This is a genomic window from Acinetobacter sp. YH12094 (genome assembly GCF_013419295.1).
Taxonomy (GTDB): domain Bacteria; phylum Pseudomonadota; class Gammaproteobacteria; order Pseudomonadales; family Moraxellaceae; genus Acinetobacter; species Acinetobacter amyesii.
In genome coordinates this window covers 111,208-127,260 of sequence record NZ_VPAK01000010.1, presented here as the reverse complement: position 1 = coordinate 127,260, position 16,053 = coordinate 111,208, and the positions used below count along the sequence as shown (strand labels likewise).

14 protein-coding genes and 1 pseudogene are annotated in these 16,053 nt (G+C 42.1%); 12 read left to right on the top strand and 3 right to left on the bottom strand.

Annotated elements, in window-relative coordinates; all coding sequences use genetic code 11:
* Nucleotides 1-299 precede the first annotated feature (299 nt).
* The 7 genes from FTU34_RS09700 (at nt 300) to urtE (ending at nt 8,961) form a co-directional block, all read left to right on the top strand.
* Entirely contained in the window at nt 300-899 is a 600-nt protein-coding gene (locus FTU34_RS09700) for a YqiA/YcfP family alpha/beta fold hydrolase (RefSeq protein WP_180035475.1), read from the top strand.
* Nucleotides 900-1,085: 186 nt separating this feature from the next.
* Nucleotides 1,086-2,966 carry a DNA topoisomerase IV subunit B gene (gene parE / locus FTU34_RS09695; RefSeq protein ID WP_111885120.1) on the top strand — a complete coding sequence of 627 codons (1,881 nt, stop codon included), beginning with the start codon at nt 1,086-1,088 and terminating at the stop codon, nt 2,964-2,966.
* A gap of 373 nt (nt 2,967-3,339) precedes the next feature.
* A complete protein-coding gene (gene urtA, locus FTU34_RS09690; protein ID WP_180035412.1) occupies nt 3,340-4,626 on the top strand; it encodes an urea ABC transporter substrate-binding protein in 1,287 nt (428 codons plus the stop codon).
* Nucleotides 4,627-4,721: 95 nt separating this feature from the next.
* A complete protein-coding gene (urtB, locus tag FTU34_RS09685) occupies nt 4,722-6,356 on the top strand; it encodes an urea ABC transporter permease subunit UrtB (protein WP_180035413.1) in 1,635 nt (544 codons plus the stop codon).
* Nucleotides 6,357-6,360: 4 nt separating this feature from the next.
* Nucleotides 6,361-7,434: an urea ABC transporter permease subunit UrtC gene (gene urtC / locus FTU34_RS09680; RefSeq protein WP_180035414.1), complete on the top strand. Its 1,074-nt coding sequence runs from the start codon at nt 6,361-6,363 to the stop codon at nt 7,432-7,434.
* The gene (gene urtD / locus FTU34_RS09675; RefSeq protein ID WP_068532837.1) at nt 7,431-8,252 is read left to right on the top strand and encodes an urea ABC transporter ATP-binding protein UrtD; all 822 of its coding nucleotides are present in this window, start codon (nt 7,431-7,433) and stop codon (nt 8,250-8,252) included. The genes urtC and urtD overlap by 4 nt, the downstream gene beginning before the upstream one ends.
* 10 nt (nt 8,253-8,262) lie before the next feature.
* The gene (gene urtE, locus FTU34_RS09670) at nt 8,263-8,961 is read left to right on the top strand and encodes an urea ABC transporter ATP-binding subunit UrtE (RefSeq protein ID WP_180035415.1); all 699 of its coding nucleotides are present in this window, start codon (nt 8,263-8,265) and stop codon (nt 8,959-8,961) included.
* A 102-nt stretch (nt 8,962-9,063) separates the two neighbouring features.
* Here the strand turns inward: urtE and FTU34_RS09665 are convergent, their stop codons facing one another.
* Nucleotides 9,064-9,765: a phospholipase D family protein gene (locus FTU34_RS09665; RefSeq protein ID WP_180035416.1), complete on the bottom strand. Its 702-nt coding sequence runs from the start codon at nt 9,763-9,765 to the stop codon at nt 9,064-9,066.
* Between the two features lie 279 nt (nt 9,766-10,044).
* On the opposite strand from FTU34_RS09665, the gene FTU34_RS09660 reads away from it, so the two are divergent.
* Nucleotides 10,045-10,527, top strand: coding sequence for a DUF1877 family protein (locus FTU34_RS09660; RefSeq protein ID WP_180035417.1), 483 nt, complete (start codon nt 10,045-10,047; stop codon nt 10,525-10,527).
* 17 nt (nt 10,528-10,544) lie between these two features.
* Here the strand turns inward: FTU34_RS09660 and FTU34_RS09655 are convergent.
* Nucleotides 10,545-11,046: pseudogene (locus tag FTU34_RS09655) on the bottom strand (N-acetyltransferase family protein).
* 100 nt (nt 11,047-11,146) lie between these two features.
* Nucleotides 11,147-11,884: an outer membrane protein OmpK gene (locus FTU34_RS09650; protein ID WP_078190594.1), complete on the bottom strand. Its 738-nt coding sequence runs from the start codon at nt 11,882-11,884 to the stop codon at nt 11,147-11,149.
* 495 nt (nt 11,885-12,379) lie between these two features.
* Between FTU34_RS09650 and FTU34_RS09645 the strand changes: the two genes are divergently transcribed.
* The 4 genes from FTU34_RS09645 to dsbD all read left to right on the top strand — a co-directional run bounded on the left by FTU34_RS09645 (nt 12,380) and on the right by dsbD (nt 16,052).
* The gene (locus FTU34_RS09645; RefSeq protein WP_111885127.1) at nt 12,380-12,745 is read left to right on the top strand and encodes an HPF/RaiA family ribosome-associated protein; all 366 of its coding nucleotides are present in this window, start codon (nt 12,380-12,382) and stop codon (nt 12,743-12,745) included.
* A gap of 128 nt (nt 12,746-12,873) precedes the next feature.
* Complete coding sequence (locus FTU34_RS09640) at nt 12,874-13,416, top strand: ankyrin repeat domain-containing protein (RefSeq protein ID WP_180035418.1); 543 nt, start codon at nt 12,874-12,876, stop codon at nt 13,414-13,416.
* A 14-nt stretch (nt 13,417-13,430) separates the two neighbouring features.
* On the top strand, nt 13,431-14,201 hold the full coding sequence (locus FTU34_RS09635; protein ID WP_180035419.1) for a transporter: 771 nt from the start codon (nt 13,431-13,433) through the stop codon (nt 14,199-14,201).
* Between the two features lie 54 nt (nt 14,202-14,255).
* Nucleotides 14,256-16,052: a protein-disulfide reductase DsbD gene (dsbD, locus tag FTU34_RS09630; protein WP_180035420.1), complete on the top strand. Its 1,797-nt coding sequence runs from the start codon at nt 14,256-14,258 to the stop codon at nt 16,050-16,052.
* Nucleotide 16,053 lies beyond the last annotated feature (1 nt).

The window sequence follows — 16,053 nt, the reverse complement described above, 5'->3', positions numbered from 1 at the left end:
TTGTTCCATTTTAGAGATTTGTTTAAGATAAGATATAACTCATTGAGATGTGTCATAGTATTCGTCGTTAGAAAACAATTATTGTGACATTATTTCAATGAGTTATCTATTTTTGTCGTGTACAGAGGTTTATTTTATAAAATTCTCACGAACAGCTTTTACAATACCGATAACAGACCTGTCGGTGAATGCCTTTTGTCTGACAATTTTACTAAAAATTCAAATTTAGAAAATGTGACGCAGTTAGCACTTATATGCCACTTTTAAAGCAATTTAAAGATCAATTTGGAATCAAAATGATGAATATTGTGTATTTGCATGGTTTTCAAAGTAACTCAAATTCAGTGAAAGGGCAGATATTGCGGCACTATTGCGCAGACTTAAATGGTGTGCACGTGCATTTGCCAGATTTGAATATGCCACCGCTACAGGTAATGCAGCAGATGTCAGAGCTGATTGAAGGTTTGGATAATGTGGTTTTGGTCGGTAGCAGTTTAGGTGGCTTTTATGCGACGCAGTTGATGGCACGCCATCAGATTCCTGCGGTGCTCATCAATCCTGCGGTCTATCCATGGCAATTATTTCATGATTTATTTGGCGACACGGCATTGCCTTATCAGGTGACTGAAACGTGGTGCTTGGATGATGCACAGCTCAATCAAATGCAGGCTTTGGCTGTATCTAAGGTTGAAAATGCAGATCAACTGTTGGTCTTGCTCCAACAAGGTGATGAAACCTTGGATTATCGTGATGCCACTAGTTTTTATAGTGCGGTTCAAGCCGGCACGGCTATGCTGATCACTGAGGTGGGTGGAACGCATGGCATGGATGATTTTGCAGAAAAAATACCGATGCTCTTGCAGTTTTTATCTGATACTGTCAAAAATATGCCTAAATAAAATGATCCAATACAAATGCTGAAAAGCTAGATTCAACATACAAAAATAGGCAGTTACGACATCATTTGACGTTTAAATTGTTTAAGAAAATGGCGGCTGATCGCAAGAGATATGCATTTTAATAAAAAAGCATATACTGTAGCGCTTGAAGAAATGTTTTAACCAAAAAGCAGGGAATTTTGCAACGTGACGCAATATACGGCTCAATCACTTGAAGTTTTATCTGGCCTAGATCCGGTACGTCGTCGTCCGGGGATGTATACAGACACTACACGACCAAACCATTTGGCGCAGGAAGTGATAGATAACTCCGTCGATGAAGCGCTTGCAGGTCATGCCAACAAAATTACTGTGACGGTTTATAAAGATGGTTCTTTGTCGGTAGAAGACAATGGACGCGGTATGCCTGTTGATATTCATCCTGAGTATGGCCAAAGCGGGATTGAAATTATTCTGACCAAATTACATGCCGGTGGTAAGTTCAGTACCGATAACTACCAATTTTCAGGTGGTTTACACGGTGTGGGTATTTCGGTGGTGAACGCACTGTCAGATCGTGTTGAAGTGGAAGTTCAGCGTCAAGGCAATCTATATAAAATGGCCTTTGAACATGGCGTTCCTGTGGCACCGCTTGAGGTGTTGGAAGGTAAATGCGCTAAACGTGCAACGGGTACTACCGTGCATTTTTGGCCTGAAGCCAAATATTTTGATTCGCCTAAATTTGCGCTGAAAGCCTTAAAACACAACTTAAAAGCCAAGGCTGTTTTGGCGGCAGGCTTGCAGATTATTTATATCGATCAAATCAACAACGAAAAGATCGAATGGCAATTTGAAAATGGTCTGGTCGACTATTTGATGGATGAGCTACAAGACCGTGACATCGTTCCTGTTCCTGCATTTGTGGCGACTGGTGAAGCTGAACGTGCTAGTGCTGAATTTGCCATTTGCTGGAACGTTGAAGGCGGCGAACAGATTCAAGAAAGTTATGTCAATTTGATTCCAACTGCGCAAGGCGGTACACATGTCAACGGTTTACGTTCGGGTGTGACAGATGCGATTCGTGAGTTCTGTGAATTACGTAACTTATTGCCGCGTAATATGAAGCTGTCTGCCGAAGATGTGTGGGATGGTGTCAACTTTATTCTGTCTTTAAAATTCCAAGAGCCACAATTTTCGGGTCAGACCAAAGAACGACTTTCAAGCCGTGAAGCCTCTAGTGTGGTGTTAAATATTGCTAAAGATGCCTTTGCACTGTGGCTGAATCAAAATTCCGATATTGCTATGCAACTGGCAGAAATGGTGATTGCCAAGGCCGGTCGCCGTTTAAAAGCTGCGAAAAAAGTTGAACGTAAAAAGATTGTTTCAGGTCCAGCTTTACCAGGTAAATTGGCGGACTGTGTAGGCCATACCCTCGAAGAATCAGAACTGTTTATTGTGGAAGGGGATTCTGCAGGTGGTTCTGCAAAGCAAGCACGTGATAAGAACTTCCAAGCGATCATGCCGATCCGCGGTAAGATTTTAAATACTTGGGAAGTGTCTTCAGACGAAGTTTTGGCATCGCAAGAAGTACACGATATTGCAATTGCCATTGGCGTTGATCCGGGCAGTGACGACTTGTCAGAACTACGTTATGGCAAGATTTGCATCTTGGCCGATGCCGACTCGGATGGTTTGCACATTGCAACTTTACTTTGCGCACTATTCGTCAAACATTTCCATACTTTAGTTGAGGAAGGACATCTGTTTGTGGCGATGCCACCGCTGTTCCGTATAGATGACAATAAAGATGTGCACTATGCCTTGGATGAAGATGAACTGGAAAGCATCTTAAAGAAATGTAAAACCAAAAATCCTCAAATCACTCGATTTAAAGGATTGGGCGAGATGAACGCGAGTCAGCTGCGTGAAACGACTATGGATCCCAATACACGTCGTTTAGTGCAACTGGACTTGGATGACGTACAGTTTACTTCAGGTTTACTCGACAAATTATTGGCGAAGAAGCGCTCTTCAGACCGTAAACATTGGTTAGAGCAGAAGGGTAATTTGGCCGATTTGGCGGTTTAAAATTGCAATAAGAAAAAACCACACAAGTGGTTTTTTTTTGCTTCAAATGTAGGAAAAGCTGCATGATTTGTGTGCTAAAACACCGTGTTTTTTGAAAAACGGAGCAAAATTGTTCAATTATAGGTCAAATGTTGGATACAAGTTTGTATGCATCTTTGCGGTGATTTTGTGGTGCTTGGATCGAACCATAAAAAATTACAAGCAAGTTTTTTTAATATAACTATATGAAAAATATTATTTAAAAATAAATAAAAGCACTCAATCAAAATAAAAAATAAGGCTTGGCACAGTTATTGAATTGCTCTGTTGTGATGAAAGACAACAAATGCATTTTAAAAATGTGACTTACAAGCTTAGGTTGGGAGTGTGAATAATGTTTCAACGCAATGTATTTGCTAAAAGTATTTTAGCGGCAGCGATGACTGGGGCGATTGCTTTAACAGGCTGTTCAAAACCTGCAGAAGAAAAAACAGAAAGTGCTGTATCTGAACCAAAAGCCGCTGCAGCAAGTGGCGATACTATTAAAGTCGGGATCTTACATTCGCTGTCAGGCACGATGGCGATTTCAGAAACTTCTCTTAAAGATACGGCCTTGATGGCGATTAATGAAATTAATGCCAATGGCGGGGTATTGGGTAAAAAACTAGAACCTGTGGTGGTTGACCCTGCATCGGACTGGCCATTATTTGCAGAAAAAACCCGTCAGTTGATTACCCAAGACAAAGTGGCGGTGATTTTTGGCTGCTGGACGTCGGTATCTCGTAAGTCAGTTCTACCCGTGGTGGAAGAATTAAATGGCTTATTGTTCTACCCTGTTCAGTATGAAGGTCAGGAACAGTCTAAAAATATTTTCTACACAGGTGCGGCACCGAATCAGCAAGCGATTCCTGCTGTTGAATATCTGATGAGTGAAGAGGGCGGTAAGGCAGAACGCTTTGTACTGTTGGGCACAGACTATGTTTACCCACGTACCACCAACAAAATCTTACGTGCATTCTTAAAGTCGAAAGGCATTGCCGATGCAGACATCATGGAAGAATACACGCCATTTGGTCATAGCAACTATCAAACCATTGTGGGCAATGTGAAGAAGTTTGCGGCAGGGAAAAAGACTGCTGTGATCTCGACCATTAACGGCGATTCAAATGTGCCGTTCTATCGTGAATTGGGCAACCAAGGTATCAAAGCTGCGGATATTCCAGTGATGGCGTTCTCTGTAGGTGAAGAGGAATTACGCGGTATCGACACCAAGCCGCTGGTCGGACACTTGGCATCGTGGAACTACTTCATGTCAGTGAAAAATCCAGTGAATACTGAATTCACCAACAAAATGAAGCAGTATGCCGTGGAATACAAACTGCCAAATGCCGATAAATTTGTGACCAATGACCCGATGGAAGCTACCTATGTCGGCATCAATATGTGGAAACAAGCGGTAGAAAAAGCAGGAAGCACAGATGTCGATAAAGTGCGTGAAGCTATGGCCGGCCAAGAATTTAAAGCGCCATCGGGCTATACCTTGCAAATGGATGCGTCGAACCATCATTTGCATAAACCAGTCATGATTGGTCAGATTCGTGCCGATGGTCAGTTTGATGTGGTACACAAAACCGCAAAAACCATTGCTGCAGAGCCATGGAGTCCGTACATCCCTAAATAATTCAATTCGAATGCCTGTTGCTATTGTGTAGCAGGCCTTTTTTGATGTGATCCCTGTATGGGGTTGTTCTATTACTCAATAGGGATGCTTATAAGATGAAAAAATTACGCAATTTCCCGATCCTTTTTCTATTCCTGAGCCAATTATTCTGTCTGCAAATCGTGCATGCACAAACTACAGCAGATGTGGTGCCTACGGTGCAATCTGTGCAGCAAGGTGACGCCATTCAGCAATTTGTTCGCGGGAGTTTTACCGAGCGACGTAGTTTACTGAATCAATGGCCGGGCGATATTGAATCCTTAGATCAGTTGGCAGCATTGGTCGAAAAAGACCAGTTATATAGTGGTCAAAGCGGTCAAACCTATATTTTAGAAACTGAAGAAAAATTATTGAGCTATCCAGATTTGCAAATCGTGACGGATTGGCCTGCCGATTTATCTCAAGTCACCTTGGTGAATACCCTTCGTAAAGCCTTAATGTTTGCGCAAGCGAAAGAAAAGCTTCAATCGGATGATTTAAACCAGCGTTTAGATGCGATCGATATTTTAGAAAATAACTTGGCTGAGTTGGATGTTAAAAATATTAATCAATTGTATTTAAATGAAAAAAATAACAAAGTTAAAGCCCGTTTAGCGCAGCTCAAAGCACGTTTAGACTATCAAAACCCCGATGTATTACAAAAAATACAGGCGGCTAAAGTGCTGCAAGATTCTAACCGTCCCGATGTGTTGGCAATGGTGGAGCAGGAATTACAACAAGCCAATCTGCATCCCGAGTTAAAAGCCGCACTGACAGAAGCCAAGAGCAATATTAAAACTCGGATTCAAGCCAGTGAATGGACTGGACATGTCTTTTCAGGTCTCAGCACGGCCAGTATTTTACTGCTTGCAGCGTTGGGACTAGCCATTACGTATGGTCTGCTAGGCGTGATTAACATGGCGCATGGTGAACTGATTATGATCGGGGCCTATACCACTTATGTGGTGCAAAGCCTGTTTAAGAGTTATCTCAGTAGCTATGTCGATTGGTACTTGATTGCCGCGATTCCTGCTGCGTTTTTTGTTAGCGCTTTGATCGGCATGTTGATTGAACGTACCGTTATTCGTCCCTTGTATGGCCGTCAATTGGAAACACTATTAGCCACCTTTGGTGTGAGCTTAATTTTGATGCAAGTGGTGCGTATGGTTTTTGGTGCGCAGAATGTCGAGGTGTCAAATATTTCATGGCTGTCAGGAGGGATCGCTGTGACACCGAGCCTGATGCTGCCTTATAACCGCATTGCCATTATTGGCTTTACCGTTGCGGTACTGTTGTTGCTGGTTTATTTACTAAATAAAACCCGTTTTGGTTTATTTGTTCGTGCCGTGACGCAAAACCGTCAAATGGCACAGGCCGTAGGTATCCGTTCTAGCCGCATTGACATGATGGCTTTTGGCTTAGGTTCGGGGCTTGCAGGTCTGGCAGGTTGTGCCTTAGCACAAGTCGGCAATGTCGGTCCTGATTTAGGACAAAACTATATTATTGATGCGTTCTTGGTGGTTGTGGTGGGTGGTGTTGGTCAAGTATGGGGTGCAGTACTGGCGGCCTTAGGTCTAGGTGTCAGTGGCACAGTACTGGAAATCGGCATGGGTGCGGTCTTAGCGAAAATTATTCTACTGGTTCTTGTGATTTTGTTTATTCAAAAACGTCCACAAGGTTTGTTTGCTATCAAAGGCCGTTTTGTGGAGTAAGCGCATGAAAATCACTTCGTTATTATCGGATAAACCCTATAGCGGTATGGCGATTGCCGTGTGCTTTGCCATTTTGCTGATTTTGCCTTGGTTACATGTATTGCCAGCCGATTCAGCACTGCATTTATCAGCGTATTGGGTCACGCTCATTGGCAAGATTATGTGTCTCGCTTTGGTGGCATTGGCCTTAGATTTGGTTTGGGGCTATGCCGGCATTTTAAGTTTGGGGCATGGTCTGTACTTTGCCTTGGGCGGCTATGCCTTCGGTATGTATCTCATGCGTGAAGCGGCAGGCGATGGCTTACCCGATTTTATGCGCTTTTTGAGTTGGACTGAGCTACCGTGGTACTGGATGGGCACTGAACATATCACGTGGGCATTGGCTTTGGTGGTTTTGGTCCCGGGACTGATTGCCTCCATTTTTGGCTTCTTTGCCTTCCGCTCCAAAATTAAAGGCGTGTATTTTTCAATTATTACCCAAGCCATGACCTTTGCCGCTGCGCTACTATTTTTTCGCAATGAAACCGGCTTTGGCGGTAACAACGGCTTTACCGGTTTTAAAACCATCTTAGGTCTAGATATTACCTCTGCACCAATGCGCGCAACCTTGTGTTTCCTCACTGCACTGACTTTGCTGGTCTGTTTTGTCGGTTTACGCCACCTGATGAATAAACCCTATGGTCGCGTACTTGGTGCAATTCGTGACAGTGAAAACCGTTTGCAATATTTAGGTTATCGCACCTTATGGTACAAGCTCTCTGCATGGGTGTTGTCAGCAGTGATCGCAGGGATTGCTGGTGCTTTGTATGTCCCTCAAGTCGGCATTATTAACCCGAGTGAAATGAACCCTGTCAATTCGATTGAAATGGCGGTGTGGGTGGCTGCAGGGGGACGCGGTACGCTGATTGGCCCAATTTTGGGTGCAGGTTTAATCAATGGGGTGAAGACCTATTTCACGGTGGCTTATCCAGAGGCATGGCTATTGATTTTAGGTGCGCTGTTTATTGTGGTAACGATATTCTTGCCAAAAGGTGTGATTGGGTTATTAGAGCGGTTTAAAAAGGAGCGCAGCGAATGAATGATCAATGGGTTCAACCGCATGGCGGTCATGCTGCTGAAGGTTATGGACGACCAAAGGAGCAGGGTGCGGATTTCAGTCACGGCATTGCCTTGTATTTAGAAAAAGTCAGTGTCTGGTTTGATTCTTTCCGTGCATTAAATGATTTGTCGTTATATATCAAAGAAGGTGAGCTGCGCTGCATCATTGGTCCCAATGGTGCAGGCAAAACCACGCTGATGGATGTGATTACAGGGAAAACTCGTCCGACAGAAGGTTCGGCTTTTTTTGGGCAAACCTATGATTTGGCAAAAATGAGCACGGAGCAAATTGCAGAAGCCGGGATCGGTCGTAAGTTTCAAAAGCCTACTGTATTTGAAAATTTTACTGTGATGGAAAACTTGTTATTGGCAGCACCGAAAGATAAACGGGTGAAAAAGAGTTTTTTCAGCAAGCTTGATCCAGATGCGCAAAATGCCTTGGACGAATCTTTAGCACAAATCCGCTTAGAAGAATTGATCCATAAACCGGCAGGGCTGTTGTCACATGGTCAAAAGCAGTGGTTAGAAATAGGCATGCTACTGATGCAGCGTCCAAAGTTGATTCTGCTAGATGAACCTGTAGCAGGGATGACCGATGCTGAAACAGAGCGCACTGCAGAGCTGTGTTTAGAGTTGAAAAAGAACCATACCCTTATCGTGGTTGAACATGACATGAGCTTTATTGACACCATCAGTGAAAAAGTCACCGTATTGGCGCAAGGTGCGATTTTGGCCGAGGGTACATTGGCCGAAGTCCAAGCCAATGAAGATGTCATTGAAAAATATCTCGGACGATAAGGAGCAGACCATGTTAGAAGTCAAAGACGTCAATCAGTTTTATGGTGGCAGTCATATTTTAAGGGATGTGACATTTGCCGCTCCCGTGGGCGCGTGTTCAGTGGTGCTTGGGCGAAATGGTGTGGGTAAAACCACCCTCTTAAAATGTTTAATGGGCATTTTACCGATCAAGTCTGGGCAGATCTTAATGGATGGCAAAGACATTTCTAAACTGAGTCCAGAGCAACGTGTACGCGAAGGATTGGCTTATGTACCGCAAGGACGGGATATTTTCTCGACCTTGACCGTTGAAGAAAATATTTTGATTGGTATGGCAAAATTTAAAGGCGCTAAAACCCGAAAAGTGCCAGAACTTCTCTATGAGATTTTCCCCGTATTAGATGAAATGAAACATCGTCGAGGTGGAGATTTATCTGGTGGTCAGCAGCAACAATTGGCGATTGCCCGTGCGCTCGCTTCCGAACCACGGGTATTGATTTTAGATGAACCGACCGAAGGCATTCAGCCCTCGATTATTAAAGATATTGGCCGTGTGATTCGTCAGTTAGCCGATGGTGGAGAAATGGCGATTGTTTTGGTTGAGCAGTTTTACGATTTTGCAGAAGAACTGGCAGATGAATATACCGTGATGGCGCGGGGGCAAGTGATTGCACAAGGTGTCGGTAGTGAAATGCCTGAAAAAGGCATTCGGGAACTGGTGGCGATTTAGGTTGTTTAATGCCCTCTTTTGCTCCATATTTTGGGGCAAGAGAGGGGGGTAGGTATTTTACTCACGGCTGTAATGCTTAAAGGGAGGAAATCTTTATGTGGATTAAAGTTCAATGTTTTCAGGCCAAAGAAAATAGCCACCATATTGATTGGGCTTGAATTCTCCTCCAATGAATTTACCTGAATCTGTTAGCGTATGCTTACCTTCTGCTTTTTCTTCAAGTAACCCTTTACTCACCAATAGTTCTAATAATTCAGGGGTTTTTAATTTGTGCTTTGCGGCGAGTTTTGAACTGGTTAATTTAGATTGTAAAAGTGATTCTTCTTCAATTTTTTCAATAGTAGGTTTTTCTGCTTTCACCTCATCTAAAGTAATGCGTACTTCATCGCTGATGCGAATAATACGTTGGGCTTCTTCATAGGCATCTTTAAAGACTTCATCATCTTCGTATTTACGAACTAAAATCCCCATTTCATTGTTATTTACTTGGCTAAATTCATAAAGATTTAAACTTGAAATAATGCATTCACCTTCATTTAAATAGCACTTTGCATGCAAATTTTTACAAAAGCTCACGCGGACATAATCCAGTTTTTGCATCCATTTTATTTCATCTGGATGTAAGTCACTCTTACCGTAAACAATACGAATATCAATTTTCATACGGTCTTTATCTTCAAGAAGCTCCTTAATACGGTCATTTAAACGTAAATAGGGGCTGATTAAAATCAAACGCTCTTTGGCATTTTTGATTAACTCTTCAAGAAAGAAGTTAGTGCCACTGGTATTTAAGAATTTTGCCATTTATCCCCCTGATTATTTTTGATAATTTTAAATTTTAGCGCATAAAATTCATACTTTGAAATAATTCGCTTTTAAACTTTAGACATGCATTTGTTTTTTGAAAGCAGGTGGTCTAATTGAATTGGCGGTAAGCATAGTAATAGTGAGTTACTTATGATTTCAGTAAGAATTGATTGGGCTATGAAAGAATTGAATAAGTCAGCTGATATACAAAAAATTGTATAATTATTGCTCAATAAAAGTTAATCTTAACTAAATACATAACAAGAAGATAAGAATATGGATGCGATATTATATTTGATCCCACCGAATGATTTGGAAACTCTGATTTTAGAAGCAGACACCCCTCAAGATGTCTTGGATTCACCCTTTGTACAACACTCCTTATTTTTAGGGGAAGCGTGGCAAGAGTTGAATCCATTATTAAGCCTGAACAGTGATTCAGCTGCGGCACCGAGTTATGCCATTCAGGCAGAACATCCATTGTCAGAGCGACGCCCGGGACTGAGCCTTGCAGTGCATTACAATACTGTAGTTCGCGTTGCAGAAATCCATCAGGCATTACAACAGTTAAGCGTGGATGAAATCAAAAAACGTTATTTGGTCACGATTGCAGAAAACGCACCTGAGCAAGAGCTTAAATTGGCCGAATTAAAACTGCTTTTTTTACAGTTACAAGATCTTTATCGTGATGCGGTGCGTCATAACTTATCGGTGCTGAGTGTGATACAAGATGGTATTCGTTTGGATAAATTACCATAAACACAGCTCAACACGGGCTATAACTGAAGTTGCATCAGGACGAGATCACGCCATTCACCAAACTTTTGTCCCACTTCAGGCATATAACCTGTTTGCTTAAAGCCTAATTTTTTTGTGCAGGGCAATCGAGGCGCTATTGCCGTGATCAATGCCAGCGATCATGACATGCATATTTTGGCTTTTGGCATGCTGAATTAGGTGCTCTAATAATTGCTGACCGAGACCCAGTCGAGCATAGTTTGGGTCAATATAGACAGAATGCTCAACAGTATGTCGATAGCCAGCAAAATGACGGAAAGAACCATAGTCAGCATAACCTGCGATTTGCTGTTGATCCTGATCTTCAATCACCACAAATGGAAAATTTTGCTTTTGGAATTCCAGCAATTTCTGTTGAAAAGAGTCGAGGCTGTAGGCTTAATCATTCCATGTCGCAAAGCCGTTGAGAACTTCATGATTATAGATTGCGAGAATGGCCGCTAAGTCTTGTGGAATTGCAGGTCGAATGAGAAAAGACATGCGCAAATTTCTGATAAAAATAAAGTCAACTTAAAAACTTAGGCATAAAAAAAGCAAGGTGATGAACCTTGCTTTTTCTTCATCGCGTTCTGAGTCGAACTTAGAAGTGGTATTTCACCAAAGCACTGACATCGTTTTGGTCTACGCCTTTAATACCAAATTTGTTGTTCCAAACTGAATGTTCGATACCAACATATAATTTAGTTTTTGGTGAAATGTGTTTACCCACATTCCATTTGTACTGAGATGTCCAGTTTAATTCACTTGCATGGTCTGCTTCAGCAGTAGACCAGTCTAGGAAGGCATCTGCTAAAAACTCTTCTGAACCTAATTTGAACGGCACTGCATAAGTGATTGTCATTTGATAATCATCTTTAGTTTTGTCGTTAGCCGCTTTATAGAAGTTCACATTCGCATATTGTGTATATGGAATATCGAGAGAGAAACCTACACCGTACAAGAAGTTGTTAAATTCAGAGTTGTGGTGATCGTAACCGGCATTATGTTCCCAAGTCGTTGCAATAAGAACGTCTTTGATTGGACCCATAGAAAGGTCTTTACCAGAAACTTCACCTAAGCTTAAACGTGGCGCTAATTCTGCATAAGTTGATTGATCATCGTTACCATCCAATTGTTGGTCAACGAAGAAGAATACATCTGAATATTTCAGTTTAGCTGCATATTCGGCTGTGATCGTTGTACGGTCTTCAGTACCAACTTCATAGTTTTCACCATATAAGCCAGTTAAGCTGAAATCTTGCCATACGATAGGTGAAGCTTGAGTGAAAGCAGCAGCAGATGCTAATGCACATGATGCAACGATTTGTGTAAGTTTCATTAAAAAATATCTCCCCCCGAGAAGCACTGAAAGCATACAGATTATTAAGCAAAAATAAAGCCAAATTTTACTCAACGGGAAATTGTTTTGTAATTTGAAGGGGAAATATGCCGTGAATGATCAATGACGGTAAAAGCGAGATTTTGAGTTGGAGTGGAATTGTACAAATAGAAGGTGGGCGTTGAGGAAATGCACAAAAATATGACCCAAATCAATTAAAACAATGCAAATCTACAATAAAGTCTTACTTTTTGTATGGATATTAAAAAAATATCAAAATAGCACTTGCAAAATTCTAACTTAAGACCGATATTCGAAGTATAAGGACACGGATCTGCAGACTCTAAAGTGTTCATCATTCAATGTGGAGGACGACGTTCCATACAAAGTTGAAGATGGTCATTGCTGTAACATTTACAGCAAATGTAACGTGCCAAGATAATAAGTTTTGCACAAATATTTATAGATATTACAGATAGATATGAGGATGATATTATGAACATAGAAATCCGTACAGATAAAAACATTCCTAATAGTGATCGATTAATTACATACGTTCGTGCAGAACTTAATGAAGAATTTCAGCGCCATAGTGAACGCATTACTCACTTTTCGGTGCATTTAAGTGATGAAAATGGGGACAAGGGCGGTAGCGACGACATTAAATGTATGATTGAAGCGCGTCCTGCTGGTTTGAAGCCTGTCGTGGTCAACCATCGTGGTCATAATGTAGATACAGCTATTCACGGTGCAATTGATCGACTTAAACGTAGTCTTGAACATGTGTTCGAAAAGAAAGAGAACCCACGCAGTACACAACCTGCTTTTGCTGAAGCAGATGACAGCGTAGATGACGAATAAGTCTCAAAATTTAAAAAAGCCCTGCGGGGCTTTTTTTGTGTGTTTTGTATTTTGTTTTACATGAAATTCAAACAAACGCAGCTTTATTCGGCATAATAGATCAAAATAAATTGAAGTGAGCTTTCCCGATGTTAACAGCGCAACAACAGCTTTTTGTGCAAGCGTTAGAAGAACAAGATCTTGCACAGGTGCAACGCCTGTTGGCAGATGGTCTTAATCCAAATTTTATAGATTTTGAAAAAGGACCTGCGGTTTCTGTATGGTCTGATGGTTTGTTTAAATGGTGGGAAATGGTTTGCGAAGCATATGAAGCAGGTCAACCCTTAACAGCAGAACAGAAAGCACAACATTTAGACGTACATATGCAAATCTTGGAAGCACTGATTCAAGCCAAAGCCAATGTGCATTTATGGGATGCTGAAGAAATTTATGGTCCATTATGGGACGCCGCGAGTGCAGCATGTGTCCCTGCGGTACAGCGCTTATTGGATGAAAAAGTGAATCCAAATATGATTGATAGCGATGGTTTAACCATTTTATCGTCGATTAGTGAATTATTTTTTGGCTGTGATTTTGACGCGGTAAATTGGTCGGAAGCATTGGAAGAAGAAAAACAAACCTTGGAGCTTTTGCGTAGCCATGGCGCAAAAATGAGCAAAGAATTAGCATAATTGTGAGTAAAAACATGACTGTATTTAAAGTTTTAAGCATTGCAACATTATCCGGTTTGAGCCTGTCTGCATTTGCGGCGGATTTTTCATTTGACCGTCCGGGCGCGGGTATGGGCACAGGCATTACCCCTGTAGGTCGTTTGGCGTGGGAACAAAGTTTGCCGGCAGCGAGCTATAGTGAAAGTCGTGATGAAAATGGTGAAAAAGTAAAAAACACTACTTTAAATGCAGACATGTTATTCCGTACTGGTTTGGCAAAAGATTTGGAATTGCAATTGGGTTGGCAAGGTCCTGCATGGTCTAAAACCAAAGTTGCGGGTCGCTCAGTTGAAGAAGATGGTTTGGGTGATGTCAGCATTGGCCTGAAAAAAGCCATCGATTTGAATGATGAGAAATTATCGATGGCCATTCTTGCAGAAGCCATTATTGCAACAGGCAATCAAGGCTTTAGTGCTGAAGATGACATTTATAGTCTGACTTCAGCCGTGGCTTATGATTATAGCGATACAATTGGGACTTCAATGACCATGCGTTATGAAGTTCAAGATGGTGATTGGGCTGTGAATGCTATTCCGGGAATGGAATATCAAATTTCGGGTAATTTATCGGGTTTTTCTGAGCTGGTTTATCGTAAAGCAGAGAGTACCGATCAGGAAGTGTCATTAGCATCAGGTTTGACGTATGCCGTTTCGGATCGTATGCAGTTGGATGCGAGCGTCGGTCTAGAACTCACGGGCGGTCATAAAAATTATCAGTCAGGTTTAGGCGTATCTTACCTGTTCTAAAAGAACCCTAAATTTTAAAACGTATAAATACAGACTGAGGATGAATTCAGCTGAATGAAACAATGGACTTATGTTGCGGCAGCGGCTGTGCTGTCGTTCAGTATGGGCGTCTCTGCTCAGGATGCATTACTTTCAGCTGAAGATGCTTTTCCTTTCTCGGTCGTCTCTGAGCGTGCAGATCAGGCGAAGCTGAGTTGGGATATTCCAGCGCATTATTATCTGTATCAGCACAAAATAGAGGTGAAGCAGGGCAATCAAGTTTTAGCTTTGGATTTGCCTGCTGCTGAGGATTTAAAAGACGATAACTATGGTCATACGCAGGTGTATTACCAACAGTTGAGTTTTAAAATTCCGACTCAAAAACTGCAGACCTATCAAGTCAGTTGGCAAGGCTGTGCCAAGGATCGGGTGTGTTATCCACCACAGAGCATCAGCTTTGAAACAGATGCTTCTGGCTTGGTCACACAGCAAAATCTTGCCAGCCCAAATAAACGCTTACTCGACTTCGCAGCAGAAAATACTGTCGAACAGCCTATGGCGAATCGTTTAGATCAGCAAAGGGCAGAGAATGCTGCATTGGCTTCTGAACGCTATACCGCAAGTGACCAAATGTGGTCTGAAAAATTAGCACAAAGCTCTATATTTTATGGACTTTTGCTGTTTTTTGGCCTGGGTTTTTTGCTGGCTTTTACCCCTTGTTCATTGCCAATGCTGCCGATTTTAACCTCGCTGATTGTCCGCGACAGCCGAGGTTTAAAAGCGTGGATGATTGCACTGACTTTTGTCACCAGTATGGCGATGGTGTATGCCATTCTTGGCTTGGTGGCGTCGTCTGCAGGTTTGAATTTCCAGCGTTGGTTGCAACAACCTTCGACTTTAATTGCCTTTAGCGTACTCTTTGTGGTTTTTGCCCTGAATTTATTTGGTTTATTTGAACTTAAATTGCCACGCAGTTGGGTCAATTGCTTAGACCAAGCTCAGTCGATGCAAAAGGGCGGTAGTCTCGTTGGCGCTGGGGTCATGGGGATAATTTCAGCATTACTAGTCGGTCCTTGTATGACAGCACCGTTGGCAGGTGCATTATTATTCATTTCCCAAACCCAAAGTCAGTGGCAAGGTGCATTATTGTTGTTCACCCTCGGCTTTGGCATGGGGACCCCGCTATTGTTGGCCAGTGTCCTTGGCTCACGGGTATTGCCTAAAGCGGGATTGTGGATGAATCAAATCAAGGTGCTTTTTGCTTTCATCATGTTGGCATTGGCTTTGTATTTTATTCGACCATTGATCAGTGAAGCTTGGTTACAGTGGTTATCCCTTGCTCTGGGGCTGGTGTTTAGCGCTTATGTGCTTTGGCGCATTTTATGGCGCAGTACTCAGCTCAAATGGTTATATATCTTGGTGTTCTGTGCAGCTGTACCTTATATTGTGTACAGTCAATATCAACACAGCCAACGTTTTTTAGTCGAAGAAAATCAAAAACAAAGTGCTTGGCATGTGGCACATACAGCGGAAGAGTTTCAACATTTATTAAGTGAAATTCCCCAAGGTCAATCCGCGATTATTGATGTCTATGCCGATTGGTGTGTGGCCTGTCAGCCGATTGAACATAAAGTTTTAAAATCGGCTGCGGTACAACAGGCTTTGGCACCGTATTACTTAATTAAGTTAGATTTGAGTCAGTATGATGCAACCCATCAAGTACTGCTCAATCAATGGGATATTTTAGGGCCACCGACCTATTTATTTTTAGATACAGCACATCAAGAGATACGTGGACTGCGTTTGACGGGTGCTTTTAGTGAGGAAGAATTGCTAGCGCAATTGGAAAAATTTAAATCGCGTGGAGAATAAA

Coding starts and splice junctions, on each gene's coding strand:
- urtB (WP_180035413.1), top strand. CDS start 4,722: ATGAAAAAATTACGCAATTTCCCGATCCTTTTTCTATTCCTGAGCCAA.
- urtC (WP_180035414.1), top strand. CDS start 6,361: ATGAAAATCACTTCGTTATTATCGGATAAACCCTATAGCGGTATGGCG.
- FTU34_RS09650 (WP_078190594.1), bottom strand. CDS start 11,884: ATGAAACTTACACAAATCGTTGCATCATGTGCATTAGCATCTGCTGCT.
- urtD (WP_068532837.1), top strand. CDS start 7,431: ATGAATGATCAATGGGTTCAACCGCATGGCGGTCATGCTGCTGAAGGT.
- FTU34_RS09660 (WP_180035417.1), top strand. CDS start 10,045: ATGGATGCGATATTATATTTGATCCCACCGAATGATTTGGAAACTCTG.
- FTU34_RS09645 (WP_111885127.1), top strand. CDS start 12,380: ATGAACATAGAAATCCGTACAGATAAAAACATTCCTAATAGTGATCGA.
- dsbD (WP_180035420.1), top strand. CDS start 14,256: ATGAAACAATGGACTTATGTTGCGGCAGCGGCTGTGCTGTCGTTCAGT.
- FTU34_RS09665 (WP_180035416.1), bottom strand. CDS start 9,765: ATGGCAAAATTCTTAAATACCAGTGGCACTAACTTCTTTCTTGAAGAG.
- FTU34_RS09700 (WP_180035475.1), top strand. CDS start 300: ATGAATATTGTGTATTTGCATGGTTTTCAAAGTAACTCAAATTCAGTG.
- FTU34_RS09640 (WP_180035418.1), top strand. CDS start 12,874: ATGTTAACAGCGCAACAACAGCTTTTTGTGCAAGCGTTAGAAGAACAA.
- urtA (WP_180035412.1), top strand. CDS start 3,340: ATGTTTCAACGCAATGTATTTGCTAAAAGTATTTTAGCGGCAGCGATG.
- urtE (WP_180035415.1), top strand. CDS start 8,263: ATGTTAGAAGTCAAAGACGTCAATCAGTTTTATGGTGGCAGTCATATT.
- FTU34_RS09635 (WP_180035419.1), top strand. CDS start 13,431: ATGACTGTATTTAAAGTTTTAAGCATTGCAACATTATCCGGTTTGAGC.